The sequence below is a fragment of the Brachybacterium vulturis genome (genome assembly GCF_043641765.1).
Lineage (GTDB): Bacteria > Actinomycetota > Actinomycetes > Actinomycetales > Dermabacteraceae > Brachybacterium > Brachybacterium vulturis_A.
Genome location: NZ_JBHZRO010000008.1, coordinates 1 through 26,993, shown reverse-complemented (window position 1 = coordinate 26,993; position 26,993 = coordinate 1). Strand labels below are relative to the sequence as shown.

The window sequence follows — 26,993 nt, the reverse complement described above, 5'->3', positions numbered from 1 at the left end:
GCGGCGCCCCTCCGCGCTCCGACCCTGCTCAGACGAGATCGGCCGGATCGACCAGGAAGCCCTCGAGATCCACGACGAAGCCGCCGACGGACTCCGTGAGCAGCCCGGCGATCATCCCGATCCGCTGGTAGACGGCCTGCCAGCGCTCGACGGTCTCCGGCTCCGGGGACTCGATCGCGTCCTCCTCGGGATCAGCGGGCAGATGCACCAGCTCGTAGTCGACCGCCTCCTCCAGCCAGCCCAGCGCCTGCAGCGCCGTGGGGCGGGAGCTGCGACCCACCCGCAGGGAGGCCTCCTCCCCCGCCGCCAGCGGGATCGTGACGCTGTACCCGATGCGGGGCGCGTCCTCGGGGACCTGGTCGAGCTCGGCCTCGGGCTCGAGCGGGCCCAGCAGCTCGGCGAGCGACTCCGGGGCCAGCGCGTGCGGGCTGACCACCGTCAGGTCCCGGATGTGGAAGGGGTGCGGCTCCAGGCGCACACCCGCATCGGTGACCACGGCCCCGTAGAGCCGACGCCCCAGCGACCAGGCGAGGTCCAGGCCCTGCCGTTCGGTGCCGAAGGGCGCCCCGTCGGGGAAGGCGCGCCCGTAGCCGTGGGAGTCCCCCATCCACTCCGGCTGCGGATCCTCCCGCACCCGCGGGGTATCCAGGGTCCAGCGCCCCGCGCCGCGCGGCGAGCCGTCCGGCAGCAGTCGCAGCCCGTCCCCGAGCTCGATCGTGCCGTCCGTGTCGGTGCTCGCCTCCGGATGCAGGTTGCGCACCATGTTCAGCACGGCGGCGGGATCGGTGTCCCGCGGCAGCTGGAGACGGTGGCGGGTACGGCTCTGCTCGGCGGTCGACGGACTGACCGGTGCGGTCACTGCTGCTCCTCCACAGGGATGCGGGTGCGATGGAAGTTCTGGGCCGAGCGCGAGGGGGTCGGTCCGCGCTGGCCGAGGTAGCGGTTGAGATTGCCGGCGCTGCCGTAGGGCCGATCGGAGGCGCTCGAGAGCCGGAAGAAGCACAGCTGACCGATCTTCATGCCGGGCCAGAGCGCCACCGGCAGGGTCGCCATGTTCGACAGCTCCAGGGTGATGTGGCCCTGGAAGCCGGGATCGATGAATCCGGCGGTGGAATGGGTCAGCAGTCCCAGGCGGCCCAGCGAGCTCTTGCCCTCCAGCCGGGCGGCCACGTCCTCGGGCAGGGTGATCTGCTCATAGGTGGAGGCGAGCACGAACTCCCCCGGGTGGAGCATGTAGGCCTCGTCCGGGTCCACCGCCACCTCACGGGTGAGGTCGGCCTGCTCGAGCGCGGGATCGATCATCGCGTGCTTGTGGTTGTCGAAGAGGCGGAAGAAGCGATCGATCCGCACATCGACGGAGGCGGGTTGGATCATCGTCTCGTCGAAAGGGTCCAGGCGGACCCGACCCGCATCGATCTCGGCTCGGATATCACGATCGCTCAGCAGCACGGCGCCCAGACTAGTCGCCCGGCGCGGCAGCGGTCACCCCGTCCCATCACCGTGCCGTACCGCGACGCCGAGGCGAGCGGGCACCGCCGCCGCACGAGGCGGTTCGCACAGCACCGCCCTCTCGGGGTATGCTGTTCCGCGTTGCTCGAGTGACGGCGATCCCCCGGGATCTCAGAGCGGATCGGGCAACGCTTCGCGGGTGTAGTTCAATGGTAGAACTTCAGCTTCCCAAGCTGATAGCGCGGGTTCGATTCCCGTCACCCGCTCTCTCGGACGCCGGCCCTCAGGGGCCGGCGTTCTTCGTTCGCGGAGGGTCTGCGGGTCCGGAACGGGCGCGCGACGCCAGGGTTATGTCGATCTGCGCGGAAGTGTAAGAATTCGGCATGCCCAAGATCATCGGAGGATCCCTTGAGGAGCATCGCCAGCGCACTCGCGAGAAGATCTTCGCCGCGCTCGCCGCTCTGCTCGAGACCCAGGAGTTCGAGTCGGTGACGTTCTCGCGGATCGCGACGGCGGCCGGCGTGGGCCGCACCGCGATGTACAACCACTTCCCGGACCGCGAGAGCCTCCTGGTGGAGTACGCGATCCACGAGACCACGGACTACATCGCCCAGCTGCGGGCCGGGGTCAGCGATTCCGCCACCCCGCGGGACGCCGCGATCGCGTACGTGCACACCCAGCTCGACCTCAACGTGTCCTTCCACGTCCCGCAGACCTCCGGTGGCGCGTCGCTGACCCCGGAGACGGCCGCCCGCATGCGCGACCACGTGGTGCTGATCGAGGACGTGCTGCGCACCATCGTCACCGATGGCGTCGCCAGCGGTGACTTCGCCGCGGACCTGGACGTGGATTCCACCGTGCGGATCATCAACGGCCTGCTGGTGGGCTCCTCCGCCAAGCGGTACTCCCGCCCCGCTCTCGAGGACTTCGTGCTGCGGGGCCTCGGCGCCGCCGGCTGACGGCCCCGGCGGAGGTCAGTCCTCGTCCGCGCCCCGCTGCGTCCGCTTCCGGCGCTTCGCAGCCTTCTCGGTCTTCGAGGTCTTCGAGGTCTTCGAGGAGTTCGAGGACTTCGAGGACTTCGAGGTCTTCGTCGTCACCGGCACCTGCTCGACGTGCTCGTCGTCGGCCTCCCAGTCCATCGCCTCGAGCTCGTCGGCGGACTCCTCCGCGGCGCGGCTGAAGAGCGGCTTGGCGATCTCGCCCTCCCCGTCCTCCAGGTCGACCTCGGGGGCCGTCGCGGCGATCACCCAGCAGGCCACCATGATGACCAGGGCGATCACGGCGATGCCCCAGCGCAGGAAGGGGCTGGTGTCGTCGGTGTGCATGCCGACCACGGCGCTGACGGACAGTGCCGTGAGCAGGCCGGAGGTCAGCAGCAGCGGCAGCGCGACCGAGCCGATCGTCGAGCGCAGCACGCCGGTCAGCACGGTGCCGCCGAGCGCCCCGGAGTGGCCCCAGGAGCCGCGCCCGCCGTAGCGGCCGGAGCCGATCACGGCCGCCGCGCTCTCGAGGGTCGAGCCTGCGCCGAAGGCCCACAGGCCGAGGCCCGCAGCGGTCAGCACCACGCCCAGCAGCAGCCCGGGCAGGGCGCCCGGTCCCAGTCCGAATCCGGCCACGACCGGCATCAGCACGGCGATCACCACGGGGGTGACGGCGGCGCGGCGCACCATCTCGGTCAGCTCCACCAGCTCGGCGCGGGCACGGCCCTCGAGCAGGGAGGCGCGCGTCTCGACGACCGCGCTCGCCCCCAGACGGCGGGCACCGTCCAGGAGTGCGGAGCTCACCAGCAGCACGGTGAGCACGCCGAGGCCGAGCCCGCCCAGCAGGGTGAGGGAGCTGGGGGTGAGGGCGTGCAGGGCACGGTCCTCCCAGACGCTCCCCGCCCGGGGCGCTGAGCGCAGGGCGCTGATCACCGGCCCCAGGGCGCCCAGTGCCGTGAGCGCCCCGGCCATCAGCAGCGCGGCCCGGGGGCCGGTGGCGGCACCGGCGGCCGCGACCTGCAGTGCGGGCTCGGTGTCCGGGCGGTCGGCGACGGTGCTCGCCAGCAGGGAGCCGGCATGTGCCGCCACCACGATCAGGGCACCGAGCGCGGCATGGGCCAGGAGCGCGAGCGCGAGTGCCGGCACGCCCGCGGAGAGCACGGAGATCACGGTGGTGATCAGCACCAGCAGCGCCACGGCTCCCGCAGCGGTCAGTGCGGTCGATCCCAGGCCCGCGGTGATGCCGAGCGCTCCGCCGGTGCGGCTGGTGCGCGCGGTCCGCAGCACGGTGTCTCCGAGGCGGTGCCCGGTGCCGCCCAGCAGCACCACGGTGGCCAGAGCGGTCAGGGCGCCCAGCCCCAGAGCGACCGCGACCACCGCGTTCGGGGTGATCGAGTAGAGGCCCATCATGTCGAGGAAGGCGCTGGCATGCTGGGACTCGTCGGTCGCGGAGATCCACTGCCCCATGTCGGTGAGCGCCTGCTCGATCTGTGGCTCGAGCTGCTCGCGCGGTGTCGGGGTGCCGCCGGTGATGGCGGGATCGGTGAAGTCCTCCAGGCCCACGTCCTCGAAGCGCAGGTCCTTGTAGCGGGAGGGGATCCACAGCGCGGCGGCGGCGACCGCTCCGACCCCGCCCAGCACCGCGGGGATCAGCCCGCCCAGGCGCAGGGCGCCGCGTTCGTGGCCGGGGGTGCCCAGATGCGGCATCACCGCGACCACGGCTGCGGCGAGCATCGCCGCACCGAGGCCCAGGAGCACCACGATGAAGCCCTCGGCGGCCAGGACCGGAACGCCCAGCAGCACCCCGACGCCGGCGACCGCGGTCGCGACGGCGACCAGGTCCGCGCTCAGCGCGCCGCCGCGGGACGCCATGCGGGCGCTGCGCAGGTGCGGGCCGCCCAGGTTCGCCGGATCCTCCGCGTCCAGCTCGTGCTCGTCGGTGCCGACCAGGAGCGCCGAGGCGGAGGCCGCGGCGTCCACCGGTGCGGCGCAGACCCGGATCGCGAGCGCCGAGATCGCCGCCCCGCCGGCGAGGGCGATCAGTGCCGGACCGGCGGTGGTCTGCAGGAACCAGATGATGATGACGGTGGGCAGCAGGGCCAGCGCCAGCGCGCCGGTGACGGTGAGCGCTCCCAGGCGGGGGATCATCGCCGGGCGCCGCTCGGCGTCCAGTCCCAGGGCCGCCAGCTGCACCGCGATCCCGCGCCAGGCGGCGAGCGCGCCGAGGGCGAGACCCACCAGCAGCAGGCCGGAGCGCAGCAGGCGGTCGTCGGTCGTGCCCGGCGCGAGGTACAGCAGCACCGCCAGCGGCAGCCCCACCCACAGCATGATCGAGCCGGCGGAGAGCAGCTGCCCGCCGAGCCGACGGCCCAGATCCTCGTCGAGCTCCTCGCTGTCCTCGTCGCGCCGCATCCGACTGGGGACGACGGCTCCGGTGACCAGCGCCGCGATGGCGAGGACGCCGAGCGCCAGGAGGGTCCAGGCGAGATCGTCGCCCAGGGGGAATTGCGTGATCAGGTCCACGTGAGAGCTTCCGACGACGGGGCTCGGCGGGCCGAGCGGGAGGACACACCGGAGCGGGGCTCCGGCGGCCGAGGATAACCGAGCAGGATGAGCGCTGCGATCACCGGCTCAGGCGAGCAGCGAGAGATCGAGATGGGTGGGGGCACCATCGACGATCCGGATCGGCACGCCCCAGTCCTGCTGGTGCATGTGACAGGCGGGGAACTCGATCGTGGGATCCGCATCGCAGGAGGCGGCGCGGGCGCTGACGTGCAGCACGCCCTCGGTGTAGGCGGGGTCCGGCTCGAGCGTGCGCTCCAGCGCGGTGTCCACCCCGGCACCGGCGGTCAGCATCGAGGTGGGGGTGGTCGAGATCGTCACCTGGGTGGCGGGGCCGAGCGAGTCGTCGAGCTTGTGACCGGTCGGCGGGGTGAACAGCACCCGCACGGTGAGCGGGCCGGGACCCACCTCGGTGACCGGGCGCTCGGAGCGCTGCGCGCCCATGTCGATCATGCGCTCGGCGGCCTTGGCGACGGGGACCCAGGTGATCCGGTGCATGCCGGACTCGACGACGATGAGCTGGCCGATGCCGTCGATCGGCGGGCCGACGATCGCGTCCGAGGGCTCCTTGAGGTCGGTGGCGACGGTGACCACATGGGCCTCGCCCGGTGCCGGCGCCGCCTCGCCCGCCGTCCCGCCGGGGCCCGCGCCCGGCTGGTCCGCCACCCCGACCATGCCGCTGAGCGCGGTGATGCCGCCGGTGGTGGCGCTCGCTCCGTCGGTCGCCGCCTCTTCGATCAGCCGGATCGCGCCGTTGTAGGTGTCGCTGACGGCGATACGGCCGTCGGGCAGCGCGGTGACGGCCAGGGGGTGCTGGAGGCGGGCGGCCCCGGCGGGCCCGTCCACATGCCCGAAGTCGAACAGCCCCTGCCCCACCAGGGTGCTCACCTGCATGCTCCGCGGGTCCAGCACGCGCACGGCGGAGGTCTCGGAGTCGGCGATCGCGATCCGGCCGTCGGGCAGCTCGTCCAGGCCGGAGGGCTGCGCCCACCAGGAGGTGACGGCGGGGCCGTCGACCAGACCCTCCTGGGTGGTGCCCGCGAGCACCATGATCGCCCCGGTGACCGGGTCGAAGGTCCACAGCTGGTGGATGCCGGCCATCGCGATCACCGCGCGGCCCAGCACGTGCGACCAGGTCAGGTCCCATGGGGTGGACAGAGCGAAGGTGCGGGCGTCGCCCTCGCCGCGGGGCAGCGGCTCGCCCTGCATCCACTGGGCGCCCGAGCCGGCGACGGTGGTCACCTCGGTCGCGGTGCGGGAGCGCAGCAGTCGGTCCTGGCCCACCTTGACCCCGCGCAGGCGGTGGCCCGCGGTGTCGGCGACCAGCAGGTCGTAGCCGACCTCGTCGGCGATCTCGGACGGCAGCGCGAGCACTCCGTTCGGCTCGGCGAACTGTGCGGTCTGCTCGTCGCCGTCGCGGTGGCCCCGCTGGCCCGTGCCGATGACCGCGTCGACGGTCGCGCCGTCGTTCTCGAAGATGACCAGCCGGTGCTGGCCGGCGTCGGAGACGGCCAGGCGCCCGTCCGGCATCGGCGCGAGCTTCGAGGGGAAGCGGAGGGTCTGCGGGGTCCGCTCGGGGAGCACGGTGGGCGCGGGCCCGCGCCGCAGGGAGCCGTCGGCCTCCGCCTCGGCGACGAGCTGGGTGACCAGCTGGTCGAGGTTCGCGGCATGCCCCTCGCCGGAGAGGTTGCCGGCGATGCGGCCGTGGGTGTCCAGCACCATCAGGGTGGGCCACGCGCGGGCGCCGTACTCGCTCCAGGTCTCCAGCTCGGGATCGTCGATCACGGGGTGGGTGACCTCGTACCGCTCGATGTTCGCGGCCAGCGCCTCGGGGTCCTTCTCGAACTCGAACTTCGGGGAGTGGACGCCGATGACCACCAGCTCATCGGCCCACTTCTCCTTCAGCGGGCGCAGCTCGTCCAGGACGTGCAGACAGTTCACGCAGCAGAAGGTCCAGAAGTCGAGCAGCACGATCTTCCCGCGCAGCGTCTCGAGGTCGAGCTCCTCGCCCCCGGTGTTCAGCCAGCCGCGGCCGCGCAGGGCGGAGCCACGGGCGCGGGCTGTCAGAGGCGTGGACGGGTCCGGCGATGTGCTCATGGGGTCCAGTGAACACCGGATCGACGCCGCGGGGCCAACTTCCGGTCACCTGTGGGCCTCATGTGAGCGAGCCGACCCGCGCCCTGGGCACCGGCGTCGGGGCGCTCACCTCCGCGGCGGCCGACGGGATCCGGGGTCCCTCGGCAGGGCGGTCTCACCAGCTCGCGATCCAGGCCGCGAGGTCCGGGTCGGTGAGCGCGGTGAGCGCGAGATCCGCCGGGGGTGCCGGATGTCCACCGGTGGGGACCGCGATCAGCCGCAGTCCGGCGTCGCGGGCGGCCTGCGCCCCGGTGCCGGAGTCCTCGAAGGCGAGCACCCGGGAGGGCTCGGCGCCCAGGGCTCGGGCGGCCGCGGCGTACATGTCCGGGGCGGGTTTGGGATGCTCGACGGTGTCGGAGGCCTCCAGCACCGTGAAATGCTCCCGGAGCCCGCCCCGGCGCAGCTTCTCCTCGAGCGCCTCGAGCCACGAGTTCGACGCGCAGCCCAGCGGCACCTTCGCCCCGGCCAGTCCCAGGATCTCGGCGGCACCGGGCAGGGTGCGGACGCCGGCGGCGAGCTCGTCGTCGAACTCTCGGACGAGATCCGCGCGGACCACCTGCTCGTCCTGGCCGCTGCGGCGGGCGATGAGTTCCGCGGCGGCCTCGAGGGTCGAGCCGTGCAGCAGCGCCGCATCGGCCGCCTCGAGCACGGCCCCGTGGGCGGCGACCACTCGGTCCTCGGCGAGCTGCCAGACGGATTCGGTGTCCAGCAGCAGCCCATCGCAGTCGAAGACGATGGCCTGCGGCGTCCAGTCGCCGAAGGCCGCGGCGAAGCGCGGAGGGATCTCGGCCGCTCCCACCGGTGGGGTGCCGGCGCTCATCGGCGCGGCTCCCAGGCGGAGATCCACCGGGCGAGCACGGGATCGGCGAGGGAGGCGAGGCGGCGCGGCGCCCGGGGCTCCTGACCGGGGATCGAGGGCACGGCGATCAGCTGCAGCCCGGCCGCGCGGGCGGCGTCCGCACCGGTCTCGGAGTCCTCGAAGCCGAGGCAGTCGGCCGGGTCCGCGCCGAGCGCCTGCGCCGCGGCGAGGTACATGTCCGGGGCGGGCTTGGGCTCGGTGACGTCCTCGATGGCGATCGAGACGTCGACCAGCTCGGTGAGGCCGAGCGTGTCGAGCTTGGTGTCCAGCATGTCCCGCGGCGAGTTGGAGGCGACCGCGATCGGCCGCACCGCGGCGATGGACCGCAGGGTCTCCAGCGCACCGGGCAGAGGCGTGAGGCCCTCGCCGATGTGCTCGCGATGCTCGGCCAGCAGCTCCGCCCCGACCTGGTGGGGATCCTTGCCGACGGCCTCGGCGAGCGTGAGCACCACCAGGTCCGCGGCGCGGCCGGTGATCATGCGCCGGGTCGCCGGTTCCAGGAAGGCACCGTGGCGGGCGAGGTAGTCCTCCTGCAGCGCGACCCACTGGCCCTCGGTGTCCACCAGCAGCCCGTCGCAGTCGAAGATCACCGCCGTCGGGGCCCAGCGCGGGGGCCACTGATCCAGCGGGGAGGTGACGGGGGCGAGGGGATCGGAGGTCATGCGGTCCAGGCTATCGGCCCTCCCCTGCGCGCCCGCTGGTCCCGGCGGGCGCGTCCGGCTCAGGCGGTGGCCGCGACCAGGCCCTGCTCGATGTCCGCGAGGATGTCGTCGATGTGCTCGATGCCCACCGAGAGCCGCACGAAGCCCGGCTCGATGCCGGCGGCGCGCTGCTCCTCCTCGCTGAGCTGGGAGTGGGTGGTCGAGGCGGGATGGATCACCAGGGAGCGCACATCGCCGATGTTCGCGACGTGGGAGTGGAGGGCGAGCGCGTCCACGAAGCGCTTGCCGGCCTCGAGCCCGCCGGGCAGGACGAAGCCGAGCACGCTGCCCGCCCCCTGGGGGAGATAGCGGTCCGCAGTGGCCTTGTACGGCGAGGAGTCCAGGGACGCCCAGGTCACGGCGCCCACGCGGTCGTCGGCCTCCAGGACGGCGGCGACCTGGTGGGTGTTCTCCAGGTGGCGCTCCATGCGCAGCGGCAGCGTCTCCAGCCCCTGCCCGATGAGGAAGGCGTTGAACGGGGAGACGGCCGGACCCAGGTCGCGCAGCAGGTTGGTGCGGGCTCGGGTCGCGAAGGCCGCGGGCAGGCCTGCGAAGACCAGGCCGTTGTAGGACTCGTCGGGCTGGTTGAACTGCGGGTACTTCTCGGCGTGGGCGGCGAAGTCGAAGCTGTCGCCGTCCACGATCACGCCGGCGATCGAGGTGCCGTGGCCGCCGAGGAACTTGGTCGCCGAGTGCACGACGATGTCCGCGCCGTGCTCGAGCGGGCGCAGCAGGAAGGGGGTGGCGACGGTGTTGTCCACGATCAGCGGGACCCCGATCTCGTGGGCGACGTCGGCGAGCGCCCGGATATCGGGGATGTCCTGCTTGGGGTTCGGGATCGACTCGACGAAGAAGGCCCGGGTGGTCTCGTCGGCCGCGGCGCGCCAGGACGCCGGATCGGTGGGGTCGGCCACCCACTGCGCGGTGATGCCCAGACGGCCCAGGGTGTGCTTGAACAGGTTGAAGGAGCCGCCGTACAGGCTCGGGGAGACGGCGACGGAGTCCCCGGCGCCGGCGAGGTTCAGGATCGACAGCGTGATCGCGCTCTGTCCGGAGGCGAGCAGCAGTCCGGCGGCACCGCCCTCGAGCGCCGCGATCCGGTCCTCGACCACGGCCTGCGTGGGATTGGTGATGCGGGTGTAGATCGGGGCGGCCTCGGCCAGCGCGAAGCGGTCCGCGGCGGACTGCGCCGAGGGGAACACGAAGCTCGTGGTCTGGTGGATCGGCAGCGCACGCGAACCGGCATCGGTGTCGGGTGCCTGGCCGGCGTGGATGGTCAGGGTCTCGAACTTCTGCGACTGCTCGGTCATGGCGGGGCTCCTCCTGGGACGGTGAGGGACCCAGCCTGACCTGTGCAGGGGCGCTGCGCCGAGGATCGTGAACGCGGATGAACATGCCGCGTCGATGCTCGCTCGCCGACCGGACCGCCGGTCTCAGCTGCGGGCGTCGAGGGCGGCCACCGCGGAGCGGATCCCGGCCGGGTCGCCGAGGCGCCGGGCATCGCGGGGGAACTGCTCGAGCACCTCCGCGGCGGCCTCGACCTCGGCGCCGGACAGCAGCGCGACCAGCGCGGGGCGCACCTCGCCGCCCGCGGCCTCGAGCACCGCGGCAGCGTGCTGCGGGCTCTGGCCGCTGGCCTGGACCAGCATCCGCACGGTGCGTGCGACCAGCTTCGCGTTGGTGGGTCGCACGTCGATCATCAGGTTCCCGAAGGTGGTGCCCAGCCGCACCATCATCGCGGTGGACAGGGCGTTCAGGGTGAGCTTCTGGGCCGTGCCGGCCTTCATCCGGGTGGAGCCGGTGACCACCTCGGGGCCGACGTCCAGCAGGATCGGGTGGTCGGCGAGCCCTGCCAGCTCCGCCTGCGGATTCGCGGAGATCAGCGCAGTGGGCATGCCGGCGGCGCGGGCCGCCTCGAGCGCTCCGCCGACGAAGGGGGTGCGACCGCTCGCGGCCAGTCCGATCACGACGTCGCCTCGGCGGCACTGCTCGCGCACCAGCTCGGCACCGGCCGCAGTCGAGTCCTCGGCGCCCTCGACCGCGGTGAGGAAGGCCCCGTGGCCGCCGGCCAGATGGGCGGTGACCATCGAGTCGTCGGCATTGAAGGTGGGGGCGAGCTCGACGGCGTCCAGCACCGCGAGGCGCCCGGAGGTGCCGGCGCCGAGGTAGTGGACGGTGCCGCCGGCGGAGATCGCCTGCACGCACACCTCGACCAGCGCGGCGATCTCCCCGGCTCGGGCCTGGACCGCCGCGGCGACCGTCGCGTCCTCGCCGAGGATCACGTCGACCATCCCGCGGGCGTCGAGGGCGTCGAGCTCGGTGCTGGCCGGATTGCGCTCCTCGGTCGGCGAGGCGAGGTCGATGAGGCTGGCGTCGAGGGTCGTGCGGTCCCGCGGCGGGTGGCTCACGTCGGGCTCCTGGGGTCGGGGGCGGGGCGGCGTTCGTTCCGCGCAGGGCCCGAGGGGCCGGCGGTGCGTGCCGACGGAGCCCCAGCGTATCGGGATCCGTCCCCGGGCCCGGCCTACCATGTGGGCATCAGCCACACGAGGGGAGCCACATGGTCGAGGCAGCCGCCCCGGGGCCGTCGCGCAGGGAGCCGGCGGGCAGGGGGTCGACGCACGACGAGTCCCCGCCGCTGCTGGTGATCGCCGGTGACATCGGCGGGACCAGTTCCCGCCTGGTGCTCGCGCCGCTGGACGGCGCGGTGATCGCCGAGGCCGAGGGCCCGGGGGCGAACCTGCGCTCCTCCGGCGCCGACGCCTTCGACCACGTGGCCGCCACGACGCGCGAAGTGCTCGAGCGCGGGCGGGCCGCGCTGGGCGGGCACGGCGAGGTCGCCGCCGTGGCCCTGGGGATCTCGGGCGCCGGTCCGGCGCGCGCCGCCGAGGTGCATCATGCGGTCGGCGAGCGGCTGCGGGCGCTCGGCATCGAGGCCGCGCGGATCCAGATCACCGATGACCTGCACACCGCCTTCCTCGCCGGGGGCGTGGGCGATGACGGGCTGCTGGTGCTGGCCGGCACCGGAGCGGTCGCCGTGCGGTTCCACGACCGGCAGGCCGTCGCCCGCCGGGACGGGATGGGGTGGCTGCTCGGGGACATCGGCTCCGCGGTCTGGCTGGGACGACGCACCCTCGAGGCGGTCGCCGCGGATCTCGACAGCCGCGGGCGGCGCACCCGGCTCACCGAGGAGATCGGCACCCTGCTCGGCCTGGACCTGCGCGCGGACCGACTGCCGCCCTCGAGCACCGGGGACCCGCGACAGGACCTCATCCGCGCTCTCGACGAGCAGCTCCCCGCCGGCGCCCCGGCAGCACTGGGCCGCTTCGCGCCGGTGCCCGGGAGGATTCCCGAGGACCCGGTGGCGCGCGGGATCCTCGACGCCGCGATCACGCACGTGCTCGACACGGTGCAGGCCCTGGATCCGCAGGCGGAGATGCCGGTGGTGCTGGCCGGCTCCGTGCTGACCGGGACCGGACCGATCCACGACGAGGTCACGGCCGGGCTGCGGGCCGCAGGGCGCTCCCTCTCCACCGCTCCCACCGGGCTGCCCGGCGCCCTGCTCCTGGCTCGTGAGCAGGCGGGCGAGGCTCTGCGCTGATCCCGCACCACCTCGGCCACACCCGCCACCGTCGAGCCCGTCGCGAAGCGGCGACCCGGCCCGCGCACGACGATTAGGATGGCCAGCGACCGCCCGCCGCTGAGCCGGGGGCCCGGGACCGTGCCGGGCACCGCGCGCCGCACGACACGGAAGAAGGCTCCCCTCGATGCCCGATCTCCACGACCCGATCCCCACCCGCGAGAAGGTGCTGATCATCGGTGCCGGCCCTGCCGGCCTCGCCGCCGCTGCGGCGCTGAAGGCGCTGGAGGTCCCCTTCGACCTGGTGGACCGGGCTCCGCATGTCGGCGGGATCTGGAACCCGGAGCGCGAGGATTCCCCGGTGTGGCCCACGATGGAGATGATCTCCTCCCGCGAGTTCACCGAGTACGAGGACCTGCTCCGGCCCGTCTCCTTCCCGGAGTACCTCTCCCCCACCCAGATGGCGAAGTACCTGCGCGCCTACGCGGCCCGGCACGATCTCACCGAGCACTTCCACCCCGGCACCGCGGTGCGCAGCGCCCGCCCCTTCGGCGACGGGGTCTGGGAGGTGGAGCTCTCCACCGGGGAGATCGGGATCTACCGAGCGGTGATCTCCGCCCACGGCATCTCCGAGCACCCCCACCGCCCGCAGTGGGCGGCCGAGGTCCCCTCCTCGGTACGGGTCATCGACGCCAAGGACTGGACCGGGGCCGACGGGCTCGAGGGGCAGCGGGTGCTGGTGGTCGGCTCGGGGCAGTCCGCCGCCGACATCTCGGTCGACGCCGCCCGCCGCGCCCTCGAGGTGCGCTGGTCCATGCGGACGGGCCACTGGGTCGTGCCGCGCCGCATCGCCGGTGTCCCGGGCGATGTCGCCGCCTCCCGCGAGCCGTCCGTGCTCGGCGGGCTGAACGCGAAGATCGCCGAGACCGTGATCCGCCGCACCGTCGGCCATCCCGCCGACGTGGGCCTGCCAGCGCCCACAGCACCCCTGCTCGAGGACGCGGTGATCATCTCCGACGACGTGCTGGATCGGGTGCGGGAGGGCCGGATCACACCGGCCGGCGAGGTGACCGGCGTGGATGCCGAGGGCACGATCACGCATCGGGGCACCGGCTCCCCCGCCGGGCAGCTGCGCTTCGCCCCGGATCTGATCGTGCTGGCCACCGGCTACGAGTCCCGGGCGGCCCACCTCCCCCAGGACGTGGTGCCGCGCACCGCCTCCGGGGCACCGGACCTGTTCCTCGGCGCCTTCGCCCGGGGCCGCGACGACCTGGTGATCCTCGGTCAGCAGCGGGTCTCCGGCGGGGTGCTGCCGATCCTCGTCGAGCAGGCGGACATCGCCGCCTACATGCTGGCCGCCACCGTGCAGGGCTCCTCCCCCGCGCTCGAGCAGTTCCGCCGGGTGCGGGCAGGGTCCGAGGCCGCCGTGCCCGCGAAGCCCGCCACCGCCCCCGCGGGGGTGCGCGGTCGGGTCGAGGGTCTGCTCGGCGCGCAGAAGGTCACCGCCCGCCGCGCTGCGGCATCCGCCCACGAGGCAGAGGGTCAGCTGGTGCCGCAGGTCGACCGCGACACGCTGCTGGCGCGGCTGCGCTCCGTGCGCGAGCTCTTCGCCTGACCCCGGAGGCGGGGCCCGCCACCAGAAATCTGACCTCTATGGCGGTTGAACGCCCCTGAGCCGTTCAACGCTCGTATGCGTCAGATTTTCGGTGGCACGGACGCGCTACAGCCGTCAGTCCTCCGGTGGCGCACCCCTCCGCGCCACAGCGAGGACCACGGCCGCGGTGAGCGCCACCACCACGAGCACGGCGATGCCCGCCCGGTGCTGATCGGCCAGCGCATCCGCCCACCAGGTGCGGCCGGTGGCGCCGAACCAGCTCGCCGCGATCAGCAGATCCGTGGTCATCAGCATCGCCCCCGCCCCGAGGCCCAGCAGCAGCGGCGCCCCGCGCACGGCAGTGCGCTGCCATCGTCGGGCCGACTGCGGCACCGTCCGCGCCGCGAGCGCGGTGAGCACGCCTGCGGCCAGGGCCAGCAGCTGCAGGGCCAGGTGCGCGGCGTGGCCGTCGAGAGCGGGGCGCAGCAGCGGGCCGAGGTAGACGGCGATCAGCAGCACCGGGCCGAGGGCGGCGAGCAGCATCGCGACCCACCAGCGCCCGCCGACGACGGCGCGCAGCCGCCTCGGCACCAGGCAGACGCTGCCCAGCAGCAACCCGGCCGGCACCATCAGCAGCAGGTGCTGCAGCACGTGCGCGGAGATCAGCACCTTGCCGTAGACGTTCCACGGCCCGCTGGTCAGCAGCACCAGCGCCAGGGCGCCGAGGACCAGCCGCAGACTCTGCGCACGCGGGCGGGGTGGGGCGCTCGGTCGCCACCACAGCAGCACCAGCGCGCAGGCCAGGGCCATCCCGAAGGGGGCCGGTCGCCAGGCGCCCAGCACGGTGAGCAGATCCGGCGCCGGCGGCAGCGGATACCCGGTGAGCACTCCGGCCGGGCCCTCGGGCGGGGCGCCGGCCTCCGCGGGCGGCGGGGAGGAGCTCATCGCGGCGGCGAGCGCGACCGCGAGCCCCATCAGCGCGAGCTCGAGGAGCGCCAGCCGACGATAGGTGCTCCGGGCGTGCTGCCCGGTGCCGGGGGTCTCGAATCCGGAGGCGATCTGGCGCCGCTGCAGGACGCCCAGCGCTCCCAGCATCAGCAGCAGCACCGCCTTGGCGAGGCCGATCTGGACGTAGGCGCTGGTGAGGATCTCCCCGGGGGAGTTCATGCGGACGGCGAGCGCCCAGACCCCGCTCAGCGCGAGCGCGATCCAGCAGATCAGGGCGAGATGGGAGTAGCGGCGCACCACCTGTGCGTCGTCCCGGCTGCGGGCCGGCAGCAGCTGCAGCACCGCCAGGCCCCCCACCCAGGCCCCGACGGCCAGCAGGTGGATGAGCATCGTCGAGGTGCCCACCTCATGGGTCTCGTCGCCGGCGGCGTGCCCGGTCATCGCCGCGGCGAAGGCGACCAGGGAGGCGAGCGCCACCACCGAGCGGGCGATGCCCACCGAGGCGCCGAGCACGGCCACCGTCGTCGTCGCCGCCGCGAGGAGGACCCCGGACAGCAGCCAGGTCCCCAGGTCCGTTCCGAGGAAGACCGGCAGGTCCGAGCCGAAGCGGGGGGAGCCGACGGGCTGACCGGTGGCGACCGCATAGGAGAGACCCAGCGCAGCACCGCGCAGCAGGGTGGTCGCCCCGGCCGCCACCGCGACCACCAGCAGGACGCGGGCCCGGTCCGCGGCTTCCCGCAGCAGCCAGCCGGCGACGACCGCGCCGCCGAGGGTGAGGGCCCCGGCGAGGTCGGCGAGCATCGCGGCCACGGGGGCGCCGTGGCGGGCGATGGGGCCGGCATCCATGAGCACGAGGTTGTCGCCGCCGGCCGCAGCGGCCGCGAGCACCGACAGGACCGCGAGCGCCGTGAGCGCGCCGAGCAGCAGCAGGACCGCCGGGCGCCGGGGTCGCGGCAGGACGGGAGCGGTCATGAGGCGAGCACCAGGCCCAGCCACAGCGCCGCCATCCCGGTGCCGGCGCTCAGCAGCAGATAGGCCAGGGCGAGGGAGAAGGTCCGCCGACGCACCAGGTCGACGACATCCAGCGCCGCCGTGGACAGCGTGGACAGACCACCGCAGAACCCGGCGGCCAGCATCAGGTAGACGAACCCGGCGGTTCCGCCGGCGGATCCGATCCGGGCGACTGCGAACCCCAGCAGGAAGCAGGCGAGGATGTTCGCCGCGACGGTGGTGGCGGGCCGCACGTCCTCGCTCCGCTGCTCCCTGCCCTGGGCCGCGAGCAGGCGGAGTGCGAGCACGCGCACGCCCCAGCGCGCGACGGAGCCGAGTCCACCGCCGACGCCCACCAGCAGTGCCGCCAGCAGGAAGCCGCCCGCGCTCACGCCGTCCCCTCCGAGCCCGCGGTGCGGCGCGCCTTCTGCCACCGGCCCAGCCGCCGGCCGCCGAGCAGGCCCAGCACGATCCCGCTCAGGCACACCACGACCGTCACGACCGTGTACGTCATGGCGAGGACCGGGAAGTCCGCCCCGATCATCGCCGAGCCCTCCAGCACCACCGCGGAGAAGCTGGTGAAACCCCCGCACAGCCCGGTCCCGAGCAGCGGCTGCAGCCAGGGGCGCTGGGCACGCACCTCCAGCACCCCGTTCAGCAGGCCGAGCCCGAGGCAGCCCAGCAGATTGACCCAGAGCGTGGCCCAGGGCAGCTCGACCAGGGTGGGGGTGGTGACCGTGGGCGCGAGCACCGTCAGGGACAAGCGGAGCATCGCCCCGACGGCTCCCCCGGCCGCGACCAGCATCGCCGTCCGCCACGGTACCGATCCATCATGGACCGGCCCCGAGTCCAGGGTCTCCGACTCGGTGATCTCCACGTAGCGCAGCGCGGCCATCTCGACCGTCTGCATCCGCGGGTCGTCGCGGCGCGGCGGACGCGGTGCGGGTGAGAGGCTCGAGGTCACCGCCACAGCGTACCGGCGGCAGTCCCGCGGAGGTCGTTCAGACGGCGTGCGCCGCTCAACCCCACACGAGTCCCAGCGAGGGGTCCTCGAGCACGGCGGAGACGTCGCGCAGCAGCTCCGCGCCCAGCGCGCCGTCGATGAGTCGGTGGTCGAAGCTCAGGGAGAGCCCGGCGACCTGACGGGGGACGACCTGACCATCGACCACCCAGGGCTTCTCCTTGATCGCGCCGACGCCGAGGATCGCCGACTCCCCGGGGTTCAGGATCGGGGTGCCGGAGTCGATGTCGAAGACGCCGTAGTTGGTGATCGTGATGGTGCCGTCGCGGGTGTCGCGCAGGGAGGTGCGGCCCGCCCGGGCGGTGCGCGCGAGCTCACCGATGCCCTCGGCGAGCTCCCGCAGCGTCATCAGGTGCGCGTCCTTGAGGTTCGGGACGATGAGGCCGCGCGGGGTGGCTGCGGCGATCCCGAGGTTCACGTAGTGCTTGTAGACGATCTCCTGCGCGGCCTCGTCCCAGGAGCCGTTGACCTCCGGATTGCGGCGGATCGCCACCAGCAGCGCCTTCGCGATCACGGCCAGGGGGCTGACCTTGACATCCGCCCATTCCCGGGACGTGCGCAGCTGGGAGATGATCTGCAGCGACCGGGTCATGTCGATCTCGTTGAACACGGTCACGTGCGGGGCGGTGAAGGCCGAGGCCACCATCGCCTCAGCAGTGCGCTTGCGCATCGAGCGGATCGGGACCCGGGTGGTGCGCTCGTCGCTGGTCACTCCCGAGAACGCCTGGTCACGGGTGGTCTTCATGGCTCCACCCAGACCCTCCGGGGCCTGTGGAGACTCCTCGGGGAAGTAGGCGCCGTCGCTCTCACCGCCGAAGGCGCGCTGCTGCGCGGCCAGCACGTCCTGGCGGGTCACGGTGCCCTCGGGGCCCGTGGCCAGCACATCGTGCAGCGCGACGCCGAGGTCCCGGGCCAGCTTGCGCACCGGGGGCTTGGCCAGGATCCGGTCGATCGGGACCTGCCCGCCCTCCTCCGACTGGGCCGGCACGGCACGGCGCCGACGCCGGCGCGCCGGGGCGGAGCGGGTCCCGTAGCCGACCAGGTTCTTCGGCTCCTCGGTCCCCGCGGCATCCGCCGACGCTTCCCCAGGCGCGGTCACCTGTGCGGCGACCTCCTCGGCCGAGGGGTCCGCCTCCGGGCCGCCGGCGGCACCGGTGGTGGCGCCGCTGGTGCCGCCGGACACCCCGGCCGGGCCGGCCGGAGCCGGGGCGCCGGAGGTGTCGACCTGGAGCAGACCGGCGCCGACGGGCACCTCATCGCCCACCGCCACCAGGATCGCGACGACGGTGCCCGCCACATGGGTGGACAGCTCGACGGCGCTCTTGGCGGTCTCGACCTCGACCACCGGGGCGTTGATCTCGACCCGATCGCCGACGGCGACCTTGATCTCGAGGATCTCGGCCTCGGTGAGGCCCTCCCCCGGATCGTTGAGCGGGACGGTGACGATGCTCGAGGCGGACGAGCCGGCGGGACCCGCAGAGGCTGCATTCATGGTCGTGATCCTTTCACGCGCGGCGCGCGTCCGTCAGTGCTCGAGCAGGCGGTCCACGCCGTCGAGCACTCGGTCGAGGTCGGGCAGGTAGGCGTGCTCCATGCGCGCCGGCGGGTACGGGAGGTGGTAGCCGCCCACGCGGAGCACGGGGGCCTCCAGCTCGTAGAAGCACTGCTCGGTGATCCGCGCGGCGATCTCCGCGCCGAGCCCGCCGAGCACCGGCGCCTCGTGGGTGATCAGCAGCCGCCCGGTGCGGCGCACCGAGGCGGCGATGGTGGGGAAGTCCACCGGGGACAGGGAGCGGGCGTCGATCACCTCGAGGTCGATGCCGTCCTCGGCGGCGGCCTGCGCGCTCTCCAGCGCCAGCGGCATCGACGGCCCCCAGGCCAGCAGGGTCGCATCGGTGCCGGGGCGCACCACCTGCGCCTGCCACGGCGTGAGCTCGGGGCGGTGGTCGGGGTCGACGTCGCCCTTGACCCAGTAGCGGCGCTTGGGCTCGAGCATGATCACCGGGTCCTCGGACTCGATGGCCTGGCGGGTCATCCAGTAGGCGTCCTGCGCGTTCGCCGGGGCGAGGATCCGCAGCCCGGCGGTGTGGGCGAACAGCGCCTCCGGGCTCTCGGAGTGGTGCTCGACCGCGCCGATCCCGCCCCCGTGGGGGATGCGGATCACGATCGGCAGGTTCACCGCCCCGGAGGTGCGGTTGTGCATCTTCGCGACCTGGGTGGTGATCTGGTTGTAGGCGGGGTAGACGAAGCCGTCGAACTGGATCTCGACCACCGGTCGGTAGCCGCGCACGGCCAGGCCCACGGCGGTGCCGACGATCCCCGCCTCGGCCAGCGGCGTGTCCACCACGCGCTGGGACCCGAACTCGGCGTGCAGCCCGTCGGTAACGCGGAAGACGCCGCCGAGGGGACCGATGTCCTCGCCCATCAGCAGCACCTTGTCATCCGCGGTCATCGCATCGCGCAGACCGGCGGTGATCGCCTTCGCGATCGGGAGCGTCGTCGCAGTGCTCATGCGTTCCTCTCCTCCCGCTCGTTCGCATTTCGTCGACGAACGGTGCTCATGCTCGCTCCTCCTCGTCCTCGAACTGGGCGGCGTACTCGAGGTACTCCGCCCGCTCGGCGGCCACGATCGGGTGGGGCTCGGCGTAGGCGTGCTCGAACATGCCCGCCGGGTCCGGGTCCTCCATGCCGTGGATGTGGTGGTGCAGCTGCATCGCGAGGTCGTGGGCCTCCTCGTCGCACCGGGCCACATAGTCTTCGTCGATCTCGCCGAGCTGCTCGAGGTGGCGGCGCAGGCGCAGGATCGGATCCTTCGCAGCCCACTCCTCCTCCTCGGCGGCGGGACGGTAGCGGGAGGCGTCGTCGCTGGTGGTGTGGGCAGCCATGCGATAGGTCAGCGCCTCGACGAACACCGGACCGTTCCCGGAGCGGGCCGAGTCCAGGGCGGTGCGCACCGCGCCGAGCACGGCGAGGACGTCGTTGCCGTCCACCCGCACCGAGGGGATGCCCCAGCCGCGGGAGCGCTGGGCGAGCGGCACCCGGGACTGCACCTGGGTGGGCACCGAGATCGCCCACTGATTGTTCTGGGTAAAGAAGACGACGGGGGCCTGGAAGGAGGCGGCGAAGGTGAAGGACTCGGCGACCTCCCCCTCGGAGGAGGCGCCGTCGCCGAACAGGGCGAGCACGGCGGTGTCGGTCTCCGGATCACCGGTGCCGACCACCCCGTCGCGCTGCAGCCCCATCGCGTAGCCGACGGCGTGCGGTGCCTGGGAGCCCAGCACGATCATGTACGGGTGGGTGCGCAGCTCGTTGGGGTCCCAGCCGCCGTGGCTGATGCCGCGGAACAGCTCCAGCAGCCGCCAGGGCTCGATGCCGCGGGCCCAGGCCACGCCGTGCTCACGGTAGGTGGGCACCAGATAGTCCTGCTCGCGAGAGGCGTGGCCGGCACCGATCTGCGCGGCCTCCTGCCCCAGCGCGGACGCCCACAGGCCCAGCTGGCCCTGCCGCTGCAGGGCGGTGGCCTCGAGGTCCGCGGCGCGGATCATCACCATGTCGCGGTAGTAGCCGCGCAGCCGCTCGGGCGTGGCCAGGCCGGCGCCGGCGAGCACGGGGTCGAGCTGCTCGTGCGGGGTGCGGGTGCCGTCGGGGGCGAGGAGCTGGATCATCGGCTCCTCGGCCGCGACATCAGGGATCGTGGACCGGAAGATGCTCACCGAGCGATCGTAACTTACGGGACCGTAAGGTCAAGAAGTTCCAATGGTGTCCGACAGCGGTAAAGGCTCGCGCAGCGAGCAGGCGACCGACAAACGCTCGCCCGGCAGCACCCGTCGGGAGGCACCTCACTCGAGCATAGCGACCGCCAACACCGAGGCGAGGCTAAGGCTCAGGACGCGGGCTACACGCAGGCCCCAAAGAGCGCGGCCTGCGAGGTGGACATACATCTCGCGGACGAGCCGGTGTAGGTTCTCGTGCGTGCCGTCAGAGACACGGTCCTGTGACCTGCAGCGCGACAACTTGGACGTGGGCCCGAATTCTCACTATGTTGTCCGATTACTCGATTCAGCGCCATGAACGGTCACTCCCGGCCCTGTGCAAGTGCGGCACGGCGACGCGTAGGCCAGTCACGCTTACGTAAGATAACGATCCGACAACGTTTGTGCTTTGCGGCTCGGGCCTGCGCGGGGAGTCATACGCTCGAAGCCCCGAAAGGAATAGCAATGTTCAATGCGGCTCTTCGCAGATGAGGGGGTAGCGGTGGGGCGTGGGGTGGGCGCGTCGGTGCCGGTGTATGCCCCACTCAGCAGATGAGTCCCGGAAGTGCCTTTCTGGACTCAGTGTGACGAGGAGGCCTACGGCCTCGTAGCTGTCGTGCAAGAGCACCCCGCGAACGCCTCGCTCACGGGGTGCTCCTGATTGACGTCGGTAAGTTGAAGCCGGTGTGATCAGATGGTGATCGCGCCAGTACCCTTCTGCAGAGTGAGCGGAGCGCCCGAGTAGCTCAGCGAGAGGCCGAGGAAGCCTGCCGAGACACTGACAATGCTGCCGCCCTGGTTGCCCTCATAGATGAAGCCAGCCTGGACGTTCGAGGTGCCGCAGCCAGCCTTGTCGTAGGACACCGAGACCAGGATCCGGTCCGCCTGGTTCGCGAAGCCACTTGTGTATGCATTGACGTTCCACGTCGGTGCTCCCGTGCCCGCACCGCCGTCTCGCAGCGTCGCGAGGCCCGTGCTGCCGCCACCGACGGCGTACGTCGCCGCGCTGTAGCTGGCGAATGTGCCGCATTGGCTGCTGAAGCCCAGCGAGGCTATATCGAAAGGCGCAGCCTGACCGGCGAAGTTGTCTCTCCAGTTCGCCGTGCCGGTTACACCGACGACGCTGCTCGCGGGGTGCGCTGATGAGGTGATGCTGACCGTGAACGCGTCCGCGGGGAAGTTGGCCATCGGACCGAACGTGGGCTCGTCATCTGTGCTCGAGTCGTACTCCATAACCCGCTTCGCCTCCGAGGGGGAAGTCGGTCCGGTCACGTTGGTGGAAATCTGAACTTCGCCGCCGTACTCCTCGGCGACCCGGGCGAGGCCCTCATAGTCCGTGGGATGCGCTCTCTGATACTCCTCAACAGCTACGAAGAACGCGTCCGGATCGCTCTTCTTGACCTCTGCCATCGCAGGTTGTGTAAGGACGAGCGAGACAAGAACGGCGGCCGAGGCGGCCACCAGTGTGCGGATCTTGCTTGTTCGAGTTGTGGTCCTGATGACTGGACTCCTTGTCGGGAGTTGCAGCCGTCCAAGGGCACCCGCAGAAGCTATGAAGACGCGGTCGCCTTGCGGTCCCCTCATCAGGCTGACGACGTCGTACGTCGTTTTGATTCGTCCGGGGTTTGATAGAGGGTGAGCCAGACATCCCGGAAGGACGCCCTGATCATCATGGCCAACTACAAGTACCCCGCCGAGCTGCGGGAGCGAGCGACCCGGCTGGCCGTCGAGGCCCGCCGCGACCCGGCAACCCGCATCGGCGCGATCGCGCGGATCGCGAAGCAGACCAACGTGCACAAGGAAGCACTGCGGAACTGGGTCAGCAAAGCAGAAGCCGAAGAGGTCCCGACCGAGCCCGTCGATGCCGACGTCCGAATCCGGCAGCTGGAGGCGGAGAACCGTGAACTGCGCCGGTCCAACGAGATCCTGAAGTCCGCGACGGCTTTTTTCGCGGCGGAGTTCGACCGCCCACACAAGTGATCGTCGCCTACATCGACGAACAGAAAGACACGTGGGGGGTCGAACCGATCTGCCGGGTTCTCACCGCCGAACTCGATGTGAAGATCGCCCCACAGACCTACTACGCGGCCCGCAACCGACCGCCCTCGGCCCGCAGCATTCGCGATACGGAGCTCTCGAAGGAGATCATGCGCATTCATACTCACCCGCGAATGCGGGTCTACGGGATCCGGAAGATCCACGCCCAGCTGGTCCGCGAGGGCACCACCGTCGGCAAGGGCCGAGTCGAGCGACTGTGCCGCTCCCTGGGCATCCGCGGCACCGTGCGGGGCAAGTACCCCCGCACCACGAAACCGGCCCCGGAGACCGGCCGGCCCCGGGACCTGGTGAAGCGGGAGTTCACGGCGACCGCCCCGAACCAGCTATGGGTAGCTGATATCACCTACGTGCCCACCAGGTCGGGATGGGTTTATGTCGCTTTCGTGCTCGACGTGTTCTCGAGAATGATCGTGGGTTGGCAGACCTCGACCCGAATGTACACCGACCTCGCGCTTGATGCACTCACCATGGGAGTGTGGAATCGCCGGAAAGCGAGTCAGAATCTGAATGGATTAATACATCATTCAGACAGCGGAGTTCAGTATCGTGCCATCAGATACTCTCAAGCGCTCCAGGATTGCGACGCTGTCGCTTCCGTCGGCTAGAAAGGAGATTCCTACGATAACGCGATGGCCGAGGCTCTGAACTCGCTCTACAAGCACGAGCTGATCTTCCTCGATGGCCCCTGGAACGGGATCGAGGACGTCGAGCCGGCCACCGCTGACTGGGTCCACTGGTTCAACACTGACCGCCTCCACGGCGAGCTCGACCACCGCACCCCAATCGAGGTCGAAACGGACCACTGGGCCCGTCAGCACCCCGCCCTGACCGCTACCGCAGCCTGAGAATCCATCACCCGCGCACCCTCAACAAAACTCGGGACTTGACAAGCTCGTTCGCCATCGAACTTTACTCCCGGGTGTGTCGGAGGGCACGAGAACAGTTGGGTGCAGTAGTGCACGAGACACAACGTCCTACGGAGCACAACAAAAGGCGTGGTACCATTTCGAGTACCAGGGCACTACGTCCGGAGTCAACAACTATTTCACTGCGGACGATTTTGACGTCACCTGGTGACTCCTGCCAGCCCCACACAAGGCCACCGTTCGAACTCTGAGAATGAATCCCGCCTGGCCTTCGATTCCGTGAACTTCCGCTACGGTCGACGGATGCGCCCGCCGCTGAATAACTTCTCCTGGGACGTCCACGAGGGGTCCACGCTCCTGCTAGGTCCCAACGCGGCAGGCAAGAGCACGGTGTTGAAGCTCGCAGCGGGACTGCTGACTCCTGACTCCGGGAGCATCGAACTGTCCGGGCATAGTGCGCGGTCGGGCCACCAAGCGCAGTACGGGTACCTCCCGCAGGAGAGCCCGATCGTCAAGACTTTACGGGTCCGCGAGCAGGTCGAATATGCCGCATGGCTCACCGGTATGCCGAAGGCGTCGACTGGCGAGGCCGTTCGCGACTCGCTGGAAGCCACCCATCTCACCGCGCGAGGAGACGTGAGAACCTCGGAACTCTCCGGGGGCGAAGCGCGAAGGCTCAACCTCGCGTGCGCGATCGTGCATCGTCCACCAGTGCTGTTGCTCGACGAGCCGACCACGGGACTGGACCCGCTCGAGAAGGAGTCCCTGGCAGCGATCATCGCGCACACCTCGAGCCGCATAGTCGTCGTCGCCACTCATGATGCAGAGTTTCTCCTGGACGCCTGCTCGCGGGTGGTGATCCTCCACCACGGAGCTGTGGTCGACACTTTCGGCGCCGACGAGGACCGCGACAATTGGCGAGCCCGATACCGGGATGCGACCACCACAGACGGGGACCGATGAAAGTCTGGGCCTGGGTGCGGCTTCTTGGCCTGTGGTGGCTGATGCCGCTCGAAGCAGGCGCAATGCTGATCGGCAGAGCCGGCACCTTTCCGATGCATCCTAACTACGCGTTGGCGCGTCAGTACACCAATCTCGAGGCATCGATCCTCTGCTTTCCTCTGATTGCGCTCGCCGCGACAGTGGCGGCTCACCGAATAGTTCGCAGCGGCTTCCTCGAACGCGTGTCGGCACACCGTTTCCTGCGCGGACATCTGGTGCCGATGCTCGGCATCGGGGTTCCCTCCTGGTGTCTCGCCCTGTGGTTCCAGGCGACCCCGGCGCTGATGTCCGGGAGTCTCGAGGTGGCGATCGCACCGCTCCTCGTGGCTGCGGCGTGGATCAGCGCCAGCGTCGGGTTCGGGTGGCTGCTCGGGTCACATGCGCTCCTCAGGATCGCTGCGCCCTTGTCCGTTCTGACGGTGTATATCGGTGCGGGTTTCCCGGCGGCCCTCGATCCTCCGTGGCTGCGGCACCTCACCGGGCTGACTTCCGGATGCTGTGCGATCTACGAGGTGGCCGACCTCCAGGCAGCAGCGGCCGGGATCCTGACCGTCGGCGCCGTGCTGGGCATGTCTCTGGTGTTCTCCGCGGTCTCCACGCGCGCCCTGCCGCGGGTCGCGACGGCCTGCGTAGCCCTCGGGGCCGTAATCGCGGTCGCTACTGGCATCACTCTCGCCCGGCCGCTGCCTCGAGATGCCGTCCTGGACCGGCCGGGGCCGATGAGCTGTGTCGATGTAGGCCGGCCGCTGTGCGTGTGGCCGGAGCATGCACAACTCGTCCACGAGCACCGCGCCGGACTCCTCGCCATGACGGAGGCGGTTGACGGTGCCGGGCTCGAGCTCCCGACCGCAATCACGGAACGGAAAGCGACCGAGCACCCTTGGCCGGAGAGCACGGTGTCTCTATCCTCCGAGCGGGGAAAGGTGGGTCTGTACTGGGCATACGCGGAGGCCCTGCTGCCGAGAGATGATCTCTGCCTGGACCGTCCCGACACCGTCGTGGAGGACTACCGCACGGTCCTGATTCTCCGGGGAGCAGTGATGGGTTGGCTAGTTCGCGAGTCGGGGGGCCCTCTCGACGAGAACCTTCTGGATGAGGAGAGTCTGGCCGTGCTCGAGAGGATGAGCAGCAGCTCCGACCACGGAGCTGCGACGGTTCGGGAGATCCACGCGGCGCTGCTCTCGTGCGAGATTCCGGCGGATCTGGCCGACGTATGACATACCTGCTGCGTACCCGTCTGCGTCCGGCAATCCTCGCGACGTGGGCGGTCTCGCTGCTGTTCATCCTGGTGTTCGCCGAGGTGATCACGCCTCTGCCGAACCTCGGTGGAGGCACTGTGCTGATCTCCCTGTTCATGGCCAGCGGTGTCGCGTCGTCCCTCGTCTCCGTGAGCTCCGCGCCGCTGTCACCGATGGAGTCGATGTCCGCGAAGCACGTGCCGCTGCCCGGGGTTCCGCAGAATTGGGTGCGGCTAGAGGCATGGATGTGCGCGCTGATCTGCGGTAACACCCTCTGCGGCGAGTGTGGGGCGTGTATCTAGCGGTTGAAGGGCTGGCTGGTCAGGCCGCGGGGGTCATGGCCGTCAGGCGCTTCGGGGCCTGCAGTCCGGCGGTGGTGAACAGCTGGTTCTGCTCGGGGCTGGGCCGGGTGAGGGTCTGGACGGTGCCGTCGTCGCCTGCGAGGGTGACCTGGTGGAGGCGCTGGACCTGGCGGCGGATCTGGGGCCAGGTCTGGGTGGTGCGGTTCTCCAGGAGCCGGATCAGCAGCAGCGCGAGCCAGCACAGGGTGACGTGGGAACGGATGCGGTCCTCCCGGCGGTGGAACACCGGCCGCAGGTCGAGGGTGGATTTCATGTCTCGCCAGCCGCGTTCGACCTCGAGCAGCTGCTTGTAGCCCAGCGCGATATCCTCCGCGGACAGGTGCGGGTTCGAGCTGCGCAACAAGTACTTCCCATCCAGGTTCGCTTCCCGCTCGATGGCCTTCTTGTCGACCCGCAGCAGCCCGGATCCCGTGGTGCGCAGGTACCGGTTCAGACCCGGCATCGTGGAGATCCGCCCCTTGAGCTCCGCCCGCTTCGTCATCGAGAGCTTGTCGGTGCCGGCGATCAGATTGTTCAGCTTCGTGAGCATCTCGCCGCGGGTGTGGGCGTCACGCTCGGCCTGTTCGGGGTTGAAGCAGACCACGAACCGATCCGTCGCCCCGGTCGCGGCGATGTTGACCTCTTTGACGTGCAGGTTCTGCCGGACCTGCCGATACTTCCCGGGCCGCGAGAGAGCCGCCCGGGCTTCGGGCGAGTTGCCGCGGAGCTTTTCGCCGAGGATGTAGCCGTCCCCGCCGGCCATCAGCTCCCGCCGGTTCGCGCTCGAGGTGAAGCCGCGGTCAGCGGCATAGACGATCCGGGACAGGGACCAGTCGCGCAGCTCGGTGCGGACCTGTCGGATCAGCGCCGAATCGGAGGTGTTGCCCGGCCAGCACCACACCCGGATCGGGATCCCGGT

The 26,993-nt window shown here is 71.3% G+C and carries 24 protein-coding genes, 1 tRNA gene, 1 pseudogene and 1 other annotated feature; of the genes and pseudogenes, 10 read left to right on the top strand and 16 right to left on the bottom strand.

The features are described 5' to 3' along the window. Positions 1 to 28: 28 nt before the first annotated feature. Both ACHUEU_RS07900 and dcd read right to left on the bottom strand, forming a co-directional pair. Entirely contained in the window at positions 29 to 859 is an 831-nt protein-coding gene (locus tag ACHUEU_RS07900; RefSeq protein ID WP_394215376.1) for a hypothetical protein, read from the bottom strand. Further along, positions 856 to 1,449, bottom strand: coding sequence for a dCTP deaminase (dcd, locus tag ACHUEU_RS07895; RefSeq protein WP_096802265.1), 594 nt, complete (start codon positions 1,447 to 1,449; stop codon positions 856 to 858). Before dcd ends, ACHUEU_RS07900 begins: the two co-directional genes overlap by 4 nt. Before the next feature lie 195 nt (positions 1,450 to 1,644). Here dcd and ACHUEU_RS07890 point away from each other — a divergent pair. Both ACHUEU_RS07890 and ACHUEU_RS07885 read left to right on the top strand, forming a co-directional pair. Then, positions 1,645 to 1,715: transfer RNA gene (locus tag ACHUEU_RS07890), tRNA-Gly, on the top strand. A 117-nt stretch (positions 1,716 to 1,832) separates the two neighbouring features. Continuing rightward, complete coding sequence (locus ACHUEU_RS07885; RefSeq protein ID WP_394215375.1) at positions 1,833 to 2,408, top strand: TetR/AcrR family transcriptional regulator; 576 nt, start codon at positions 1,833 to 1,835, stop codon at positions 2,406 to 2,408. A 15-nt stretch (positions 2,409 to 2,423) separates the two neighbouring features. Here ACHUEU_RS07885 and ACHUEU_RS07880 read toward each other — a convergent pair whose 3' ends face one another. From ACHUEU_RS07880 to ACHUEU_RS07855, 6 genes are all read right to left on the bottom strand, one after another. Then, on the bottom strand, positions 2,424 to 4,952 hold the full coding sequence (locus tag ACHUEU_RS07880) for a sodium/proton-translocating pyrophosphatase (protein WP_394215374.1): 2,529 nt from the start codon (positions 4,950 to 4,952) through the stop codon (positions 2,424 to 2,426). A 108-nt stretch (positions 4,953 to 5,060) separates the two neighbouring features. Next, complete coding sequence (locus ACHUEU_RS07875) at positions 5,061 to 7,088, bottom strand: thioredoxin-like domain-containing protein (protein ID WP_394215373.1); 2,028 nt, start codon at positions 7,086 to 7,088, stop codon at positions 5,061 to 5,063. A gap of 154 nt (positions 7,089 to 7,242) precedes the next feature. Then, positions 7,243 to 7,947 (bottom strand): HAD family hydrolase, encoded by a 705-nt coding sequence (locus ACHUEU_RS07870; protein ID WP_394215372.1) that lies wholly within the window; start codon positions 7,945 to 7,947, stop codon positions 7,243 to 7,245. Continuing rightward, positions 7,944 to 8,648 (bottom strand): HAD family hydrolase, encoded by a 705-nt coding sequence (locus tag ACHUEU_RS07865; protein ID WP_394215371.1) that lies wholly within the window; start codon positions 8,646 to 8,648, stop codon positions 7,944 to 7,946. The genes ACHUEU_RS07870 and ACHUEU_RS07865 overlap by 4 nt, the downstream gene beginning before the upstream one ends. Before the next feature lie 59 nt (positions 8,649 to 8,707). Continuing rightward, the gene (locus ACHUEU_RS07860; RefSeq protein ID WP_394215370.1) at positions 8,708 to 9,997 is read right to left on the bottom strand and encodes an O-acetylhomoserine aminocarboxypropyltransferase/cysteine synthase family protein; all 1,290 of its coding nucleotides are present in this window, start codon (positions 9,995 to 9,997) and stop codon (positions 8,708 to 8,710) included. Positions 9,998 to 10,120: 123 nt separating this feature from the next. Then, the gene (locus ACHUEU_RS07855) at positions 10,121 to 11,095 is read right to left on the bottom strand and encodes an N-acetylmuramic acid 6-phosphate etherase (protein ID WP_394215369.1); all 975 of its coding nucleotides are present in this window, start codon (positions 11,093 to 11,095) and stop codon (positions 10,121 to 10,123) included. A gap of 149 nt (positions 11,096 to 11,244) precedes the next feature. On the opposite strand from ACHUEU_RS07855, the gene ACHUEU_RS07850 reads away from it, so the two are divergent. Continuing rightward, positions 11,245 to 12,285: an N-acetylglucosamine kinase gene (locus ACHUEU_RS07850; protein ID WP_394215368.1), complete on the top strand. Its 1,041-nt coding sequence runs from the start codon at positions 11,245 to 11,247 to the stop codon at positions 12,283 to 12,285. A gap of 166 nt (positions 12,286 to 12,451) precedes the next feature. After that, positions 12,452 to 13,879, top strand: a complete 1,428-nt coding sequence (locus ACHUEU_RS07845) for a flavin-containing monooxygenase (protein WP_394215367.1) — start codon at positions 12,452 to 12,454, stop codon at positions 13,877 to 13,879. A 114-nt stretch (positions 13,880 to 13,993) separates the two neighbouring features. On the opposite strand, the gene ACHUEU_RS07840 is transcribed toward ACHUEU_RS07845, so the two are convergent. From ACHUEU_RS07840 to ACHUEU_RS07810, 7 genes are all read right to left on the bottom strand, one after another. Further along, positions 13,994 to 15,778, bottom strand: coding sequence for a CopD family protein (locus ACHUEU_RS07840; RefSeq protein ID WP_394215366.1), 1,785 nt, complete (start codon positions 15,776 to 15,778; stop codon positions 13,994 to 13,996). Continuing rightward, entirely contained in the window at positions 15,775 to 16,188 is a 414-nt protein-coding gene (locus tag ACHUEU_RS07835) for a fluoride efflux transporter FluC (protein WP_394215365.1), read from the bottom strand. The genes ACHUEU_RS07840 and ACHUEU_RS07835 overlap by 4 nt, the downstream gene beginning before the upstream one ends. Next, the gene (locus tag ACHUEU_RS07830; RefSeq protein WP_394215364.1) at positions 16,185 to 16,760 is read right to left on the bottom strand and encodes a fluoride efflux transporter FluC; all 576 of its coding nucleotides are present in this window, start codon (positions 16,758 to 16,760) and stop codon (positions 16,185 to 16,187) included. Before ACHUEU_RS07830 ends, ACHUEU_RS07835 begins: the two co-directional genes overlap by 4 nt. 55 nt (positions 16,761 to 16,815) lie before the next feature. Next, the gene (locus ACHUEU_RS07825; protein WP_394215363.1) at positions 16,816 to 18,309 is read right to left on the bottom strand and encodes a dihydrolipoamide acetyltransferase family protein; all 1,494 of its coding nucleotides are present in this window, start codon (positions 18,307 to 18,309) and stop codon (positions 16,816 to 16,818) included. Between the two features lie 33 nt (positions 18,310 to 18,342). After that, on the bottom strand, positions 18,343 to 19,329 hold the full coding sequence (locus ACHUEU_RS07820; protein ID WP_394215362.1) for an alpha-ketoacid dehydrogenase subunit beta: 987 nt from the start codon (positions 19,327 to 19,329) through the stop codon (positions 18,343 to 18,345). Positions 19,330 to 19,375: 46 nt separating this feature from the next. Continuing rightward, positions 19,376 to 20,482, bottom strand: coding sequence for a thiamine pyrophosphate-dependent enzyme (locus ACHUEU_RS07815; RefSeq protein WP_394215507.1), 1,107 nt, complete (start codon positions 20,480 to 20,482; stop codon positions 19,376 to 19,378). A 777-nt stretch (positions 20,483 to 21,259) separates the two neighbouring features. Further along, complete coding sequence (locus ACHUEU_RS07810; RefSeq protein ID WP_394215361.1) at positions 21,260 to 21,979, bottom strand: hypothetical protein; 720 nt, start codon at positions 21,977 to 21,979, stop codon at positions 21,260 to 21,262. Positions 21,980 to 22,240: 261 nt separating this feature from the next. On the opposite strand from ACHUEU_RS07810, the gene ACHUEU_RS07805 reads away from it, so the two are divergent. From ACHUEU_RS07805 to ACHUEU_RS07780, 6 genes and pseudogenes are all read left to right on the top strand, one after another. Continuing rightward, complete coding sequence (locus ACHUEU_RS07805) at positions 22,241 to 22,549, top strand: transposase (protein ID WP_394215360.1); 309 nt, start codon at positions 22,241 to 22,243, stop codon at positions 22,547 to 22,549. Next, positions 22,510 to 22,641 (top strand) — a sequence feature (AL1L pseudoknot). (Overlaps the previous gene by 40 nt.) Then, complete coding sequence (locus ACHUEU_RS07800; protein WP_394215359.1) at positions 22,546 to 23,232, top strand: IS3 family transposase; 687 nt, start codon at positions 22,546 to 22,548, stop codon at positions 23,230 to 23,232. It overlaps the preceding feature by 96 nt. The genes ACHUEU_RS07805 and ACHUEU_RS07800 overlap by 4 nt, the downstream gene beginning before the upstream one ends. A gap of 15 nt (positions 23,233 to 23,247) precedes the next feature. Further along, a pseudogene (locus ACHUEU_RS07795) lies at positions 23,248 to 23,472 on the top strand (integrase core domain-containing protein); the annotation flags it as partial. Between the two features lie 324 nt (positions 23,473 to 23,796). Continuing rightward, positions 23,797 to 24,456 carry an ABC transporter ATP-binding protein gene (locus ACHUEU_RS07790; RefSeq protein ID WP_394215358.1) on the top strand — a complete coding sequence of 220 codons (660 nt, stop codon included), beginning with the start codon at positions 23,797 to 23,799 and terminating at the stop codon, positions 24,454 to 24,456. Continuing rightward, positions 24,453 to 25,712, top strand: coding sequence for a DUF7224 domain-containing protein (locus tag ACHUEU_RS07785; RefSeq protein ID WP_394215357.1), 1,260 nt, complete (start codon positions 24,453 to 24,455; stop codon positions 25,710 to 25,712). Before ACHUEU_RS07790 ends, ACHUEU_RS07785 begins: the two co-directional genes overlap by 4 nt. Then, positions 25,709 to 26,035: a hypothetical protein gene (locus tag ACHUEU_RS07780; RefSeq protein ID WP_394215356.1), complete on the top strand. Its 327-nt coding sequence runs from the start codon at positions 25,709 to 25,711 to the stop codon at positions 26,033 to 26,035. The genes ACHUEU_RS07785 and ACHUEU_RS07780 overlap by 4 nt, the downstream gene beginning before the upstream one ends. Positions 26,036 to 26,054: 19 nt before the next feature. On the opposite strand, the gene ACHUEU_RS07775 is transcribed toward ACHUEU_RS07780, so the two are convergent. Beyond that, positions 26,055 to 26,993: IS1634 family transposase (locus ACHUEU_RS07775; protein ID WP_394215355.1), on the bottom strand; the 939-nt coding region annotated here is incomplete at its 5' end.

Bases quoted from the DNA above. Each gene is read 5' to 3' on its own strand.
- ACHUEU_RS07865 (WP_394215371.1), bottom strand. From the start codon at position 8,648: ATGACCTCCGATCCCCTCGCCCCCGTCACCTCCCCGCTGGATCAGTGG.
- ACHUEU_RS07870 (WP_394215372.1), bottom strand. From the start codon at position 7,947: ATGAGCGCCGGCACCCCACCGGTGGGAGCGGCCGAGATCCCTCCGCGC.
- ACHUEU_RS07810 (WP_394215361.1), bottom strand. From the start codon at position 21,979: ATGGCAGAGGTCAAGAAGAGCGATCCGGACGCGTTCTTCGTAGCTGTT.
- ACHUEU_RS07885 (WP_394215375.1), top strand. From the start codon at position 1,833: ATGCCCAAGATCATCGGAGGATCCCTTGAGGAGCATCGCCAGCGCACT.
- ACHUEU_RS07840 (WP_394215366.1), bottom strand. From the start codon at position 15,778: ATGACCGCTCCCGTCCTGCCGCGACCCCGGCGCCCGGCGGTCCTGCTG.
- ACHUEU_RS07860 (WP_394215370.1), bottom strand. From the start codon at position 9,997: ATGACCGAGCAGTCGCAGAAGTTCGAGACCCTGACCATCCACGCCGGC.
- ACHUEU_RS07820 (WP_394215362.1), bottom strand. From the start codon at position 19,329: ATGAGCACTGCGACGACGCTCCCGATCGCGAAGGCGATCACCGCCGGT.
- ACHUEU_RS07875 (WP_394215373.1), bottom strand. From the start codon at position 7,088: ATGAGCACATCGCCGGACCCGTCCACGCCTCTGACAGCCCGCGCCCGT.
- ACHUEU_RS07805 (WP_394215360.1), top strand. From the start codon at position 22,241: ATGGCCAACTACAAGTACCCCGCCGAGCTGCGGGAGCGAGCGACCCGG.
- ACHUEU_RS07815 (WP_394215507.1), bottom strand. From the start codon at position 20,482: ATGATCCAGCTCCTCGCCCCCGACGGCACCCGCACCCCGCACGAGCAG.
- ACHUEU_RS07780 (WP_394215356.1), top strand. From the start codon at position 25,709: ATGACATACCTGCTGCGTACCCGTCTGCGTCCGGCAATCCTCGCGACG.
- ACHUEU_RS07845 (WP_394215367.1), top strand. From the start codon at position 12,452: ATGCCCGATCTCCACGACCCGATCCCCACCCGCGAGAAGGTGCTGATC.
- ACHUEU_RS07825 (WP_394215363.1), bottom strand. From the start codon at position 18,309: ATGAATGCAGCCTCTGCGGGTCCCGCCGGCTCGTCCGCCTCGAGCATC.
- ACHUEU_RS07790 (WP_394215358.1), top strand. From the start codon at position 23,797: ATGCGCCCGCCGCTGAATAACTTCTCCTGGGACGTCCACGAGGGGTCC.
- ACHUEU_RS07850 (WP_394215368.1), top strand. From the start codon at position 11,245: ATGGTCGAGGCAGCCGCCCCGGGGCCGTCGCGCAGGGAGCCGGCGGGC.
- ACHUEU_RS07785 (WP_394215357.1), top strand. From the start codon at position 24,453: ATGAAAGTCTGGGCCTGGGTGCGGCTTCTTGGCCTGTGGTGGCTGATG.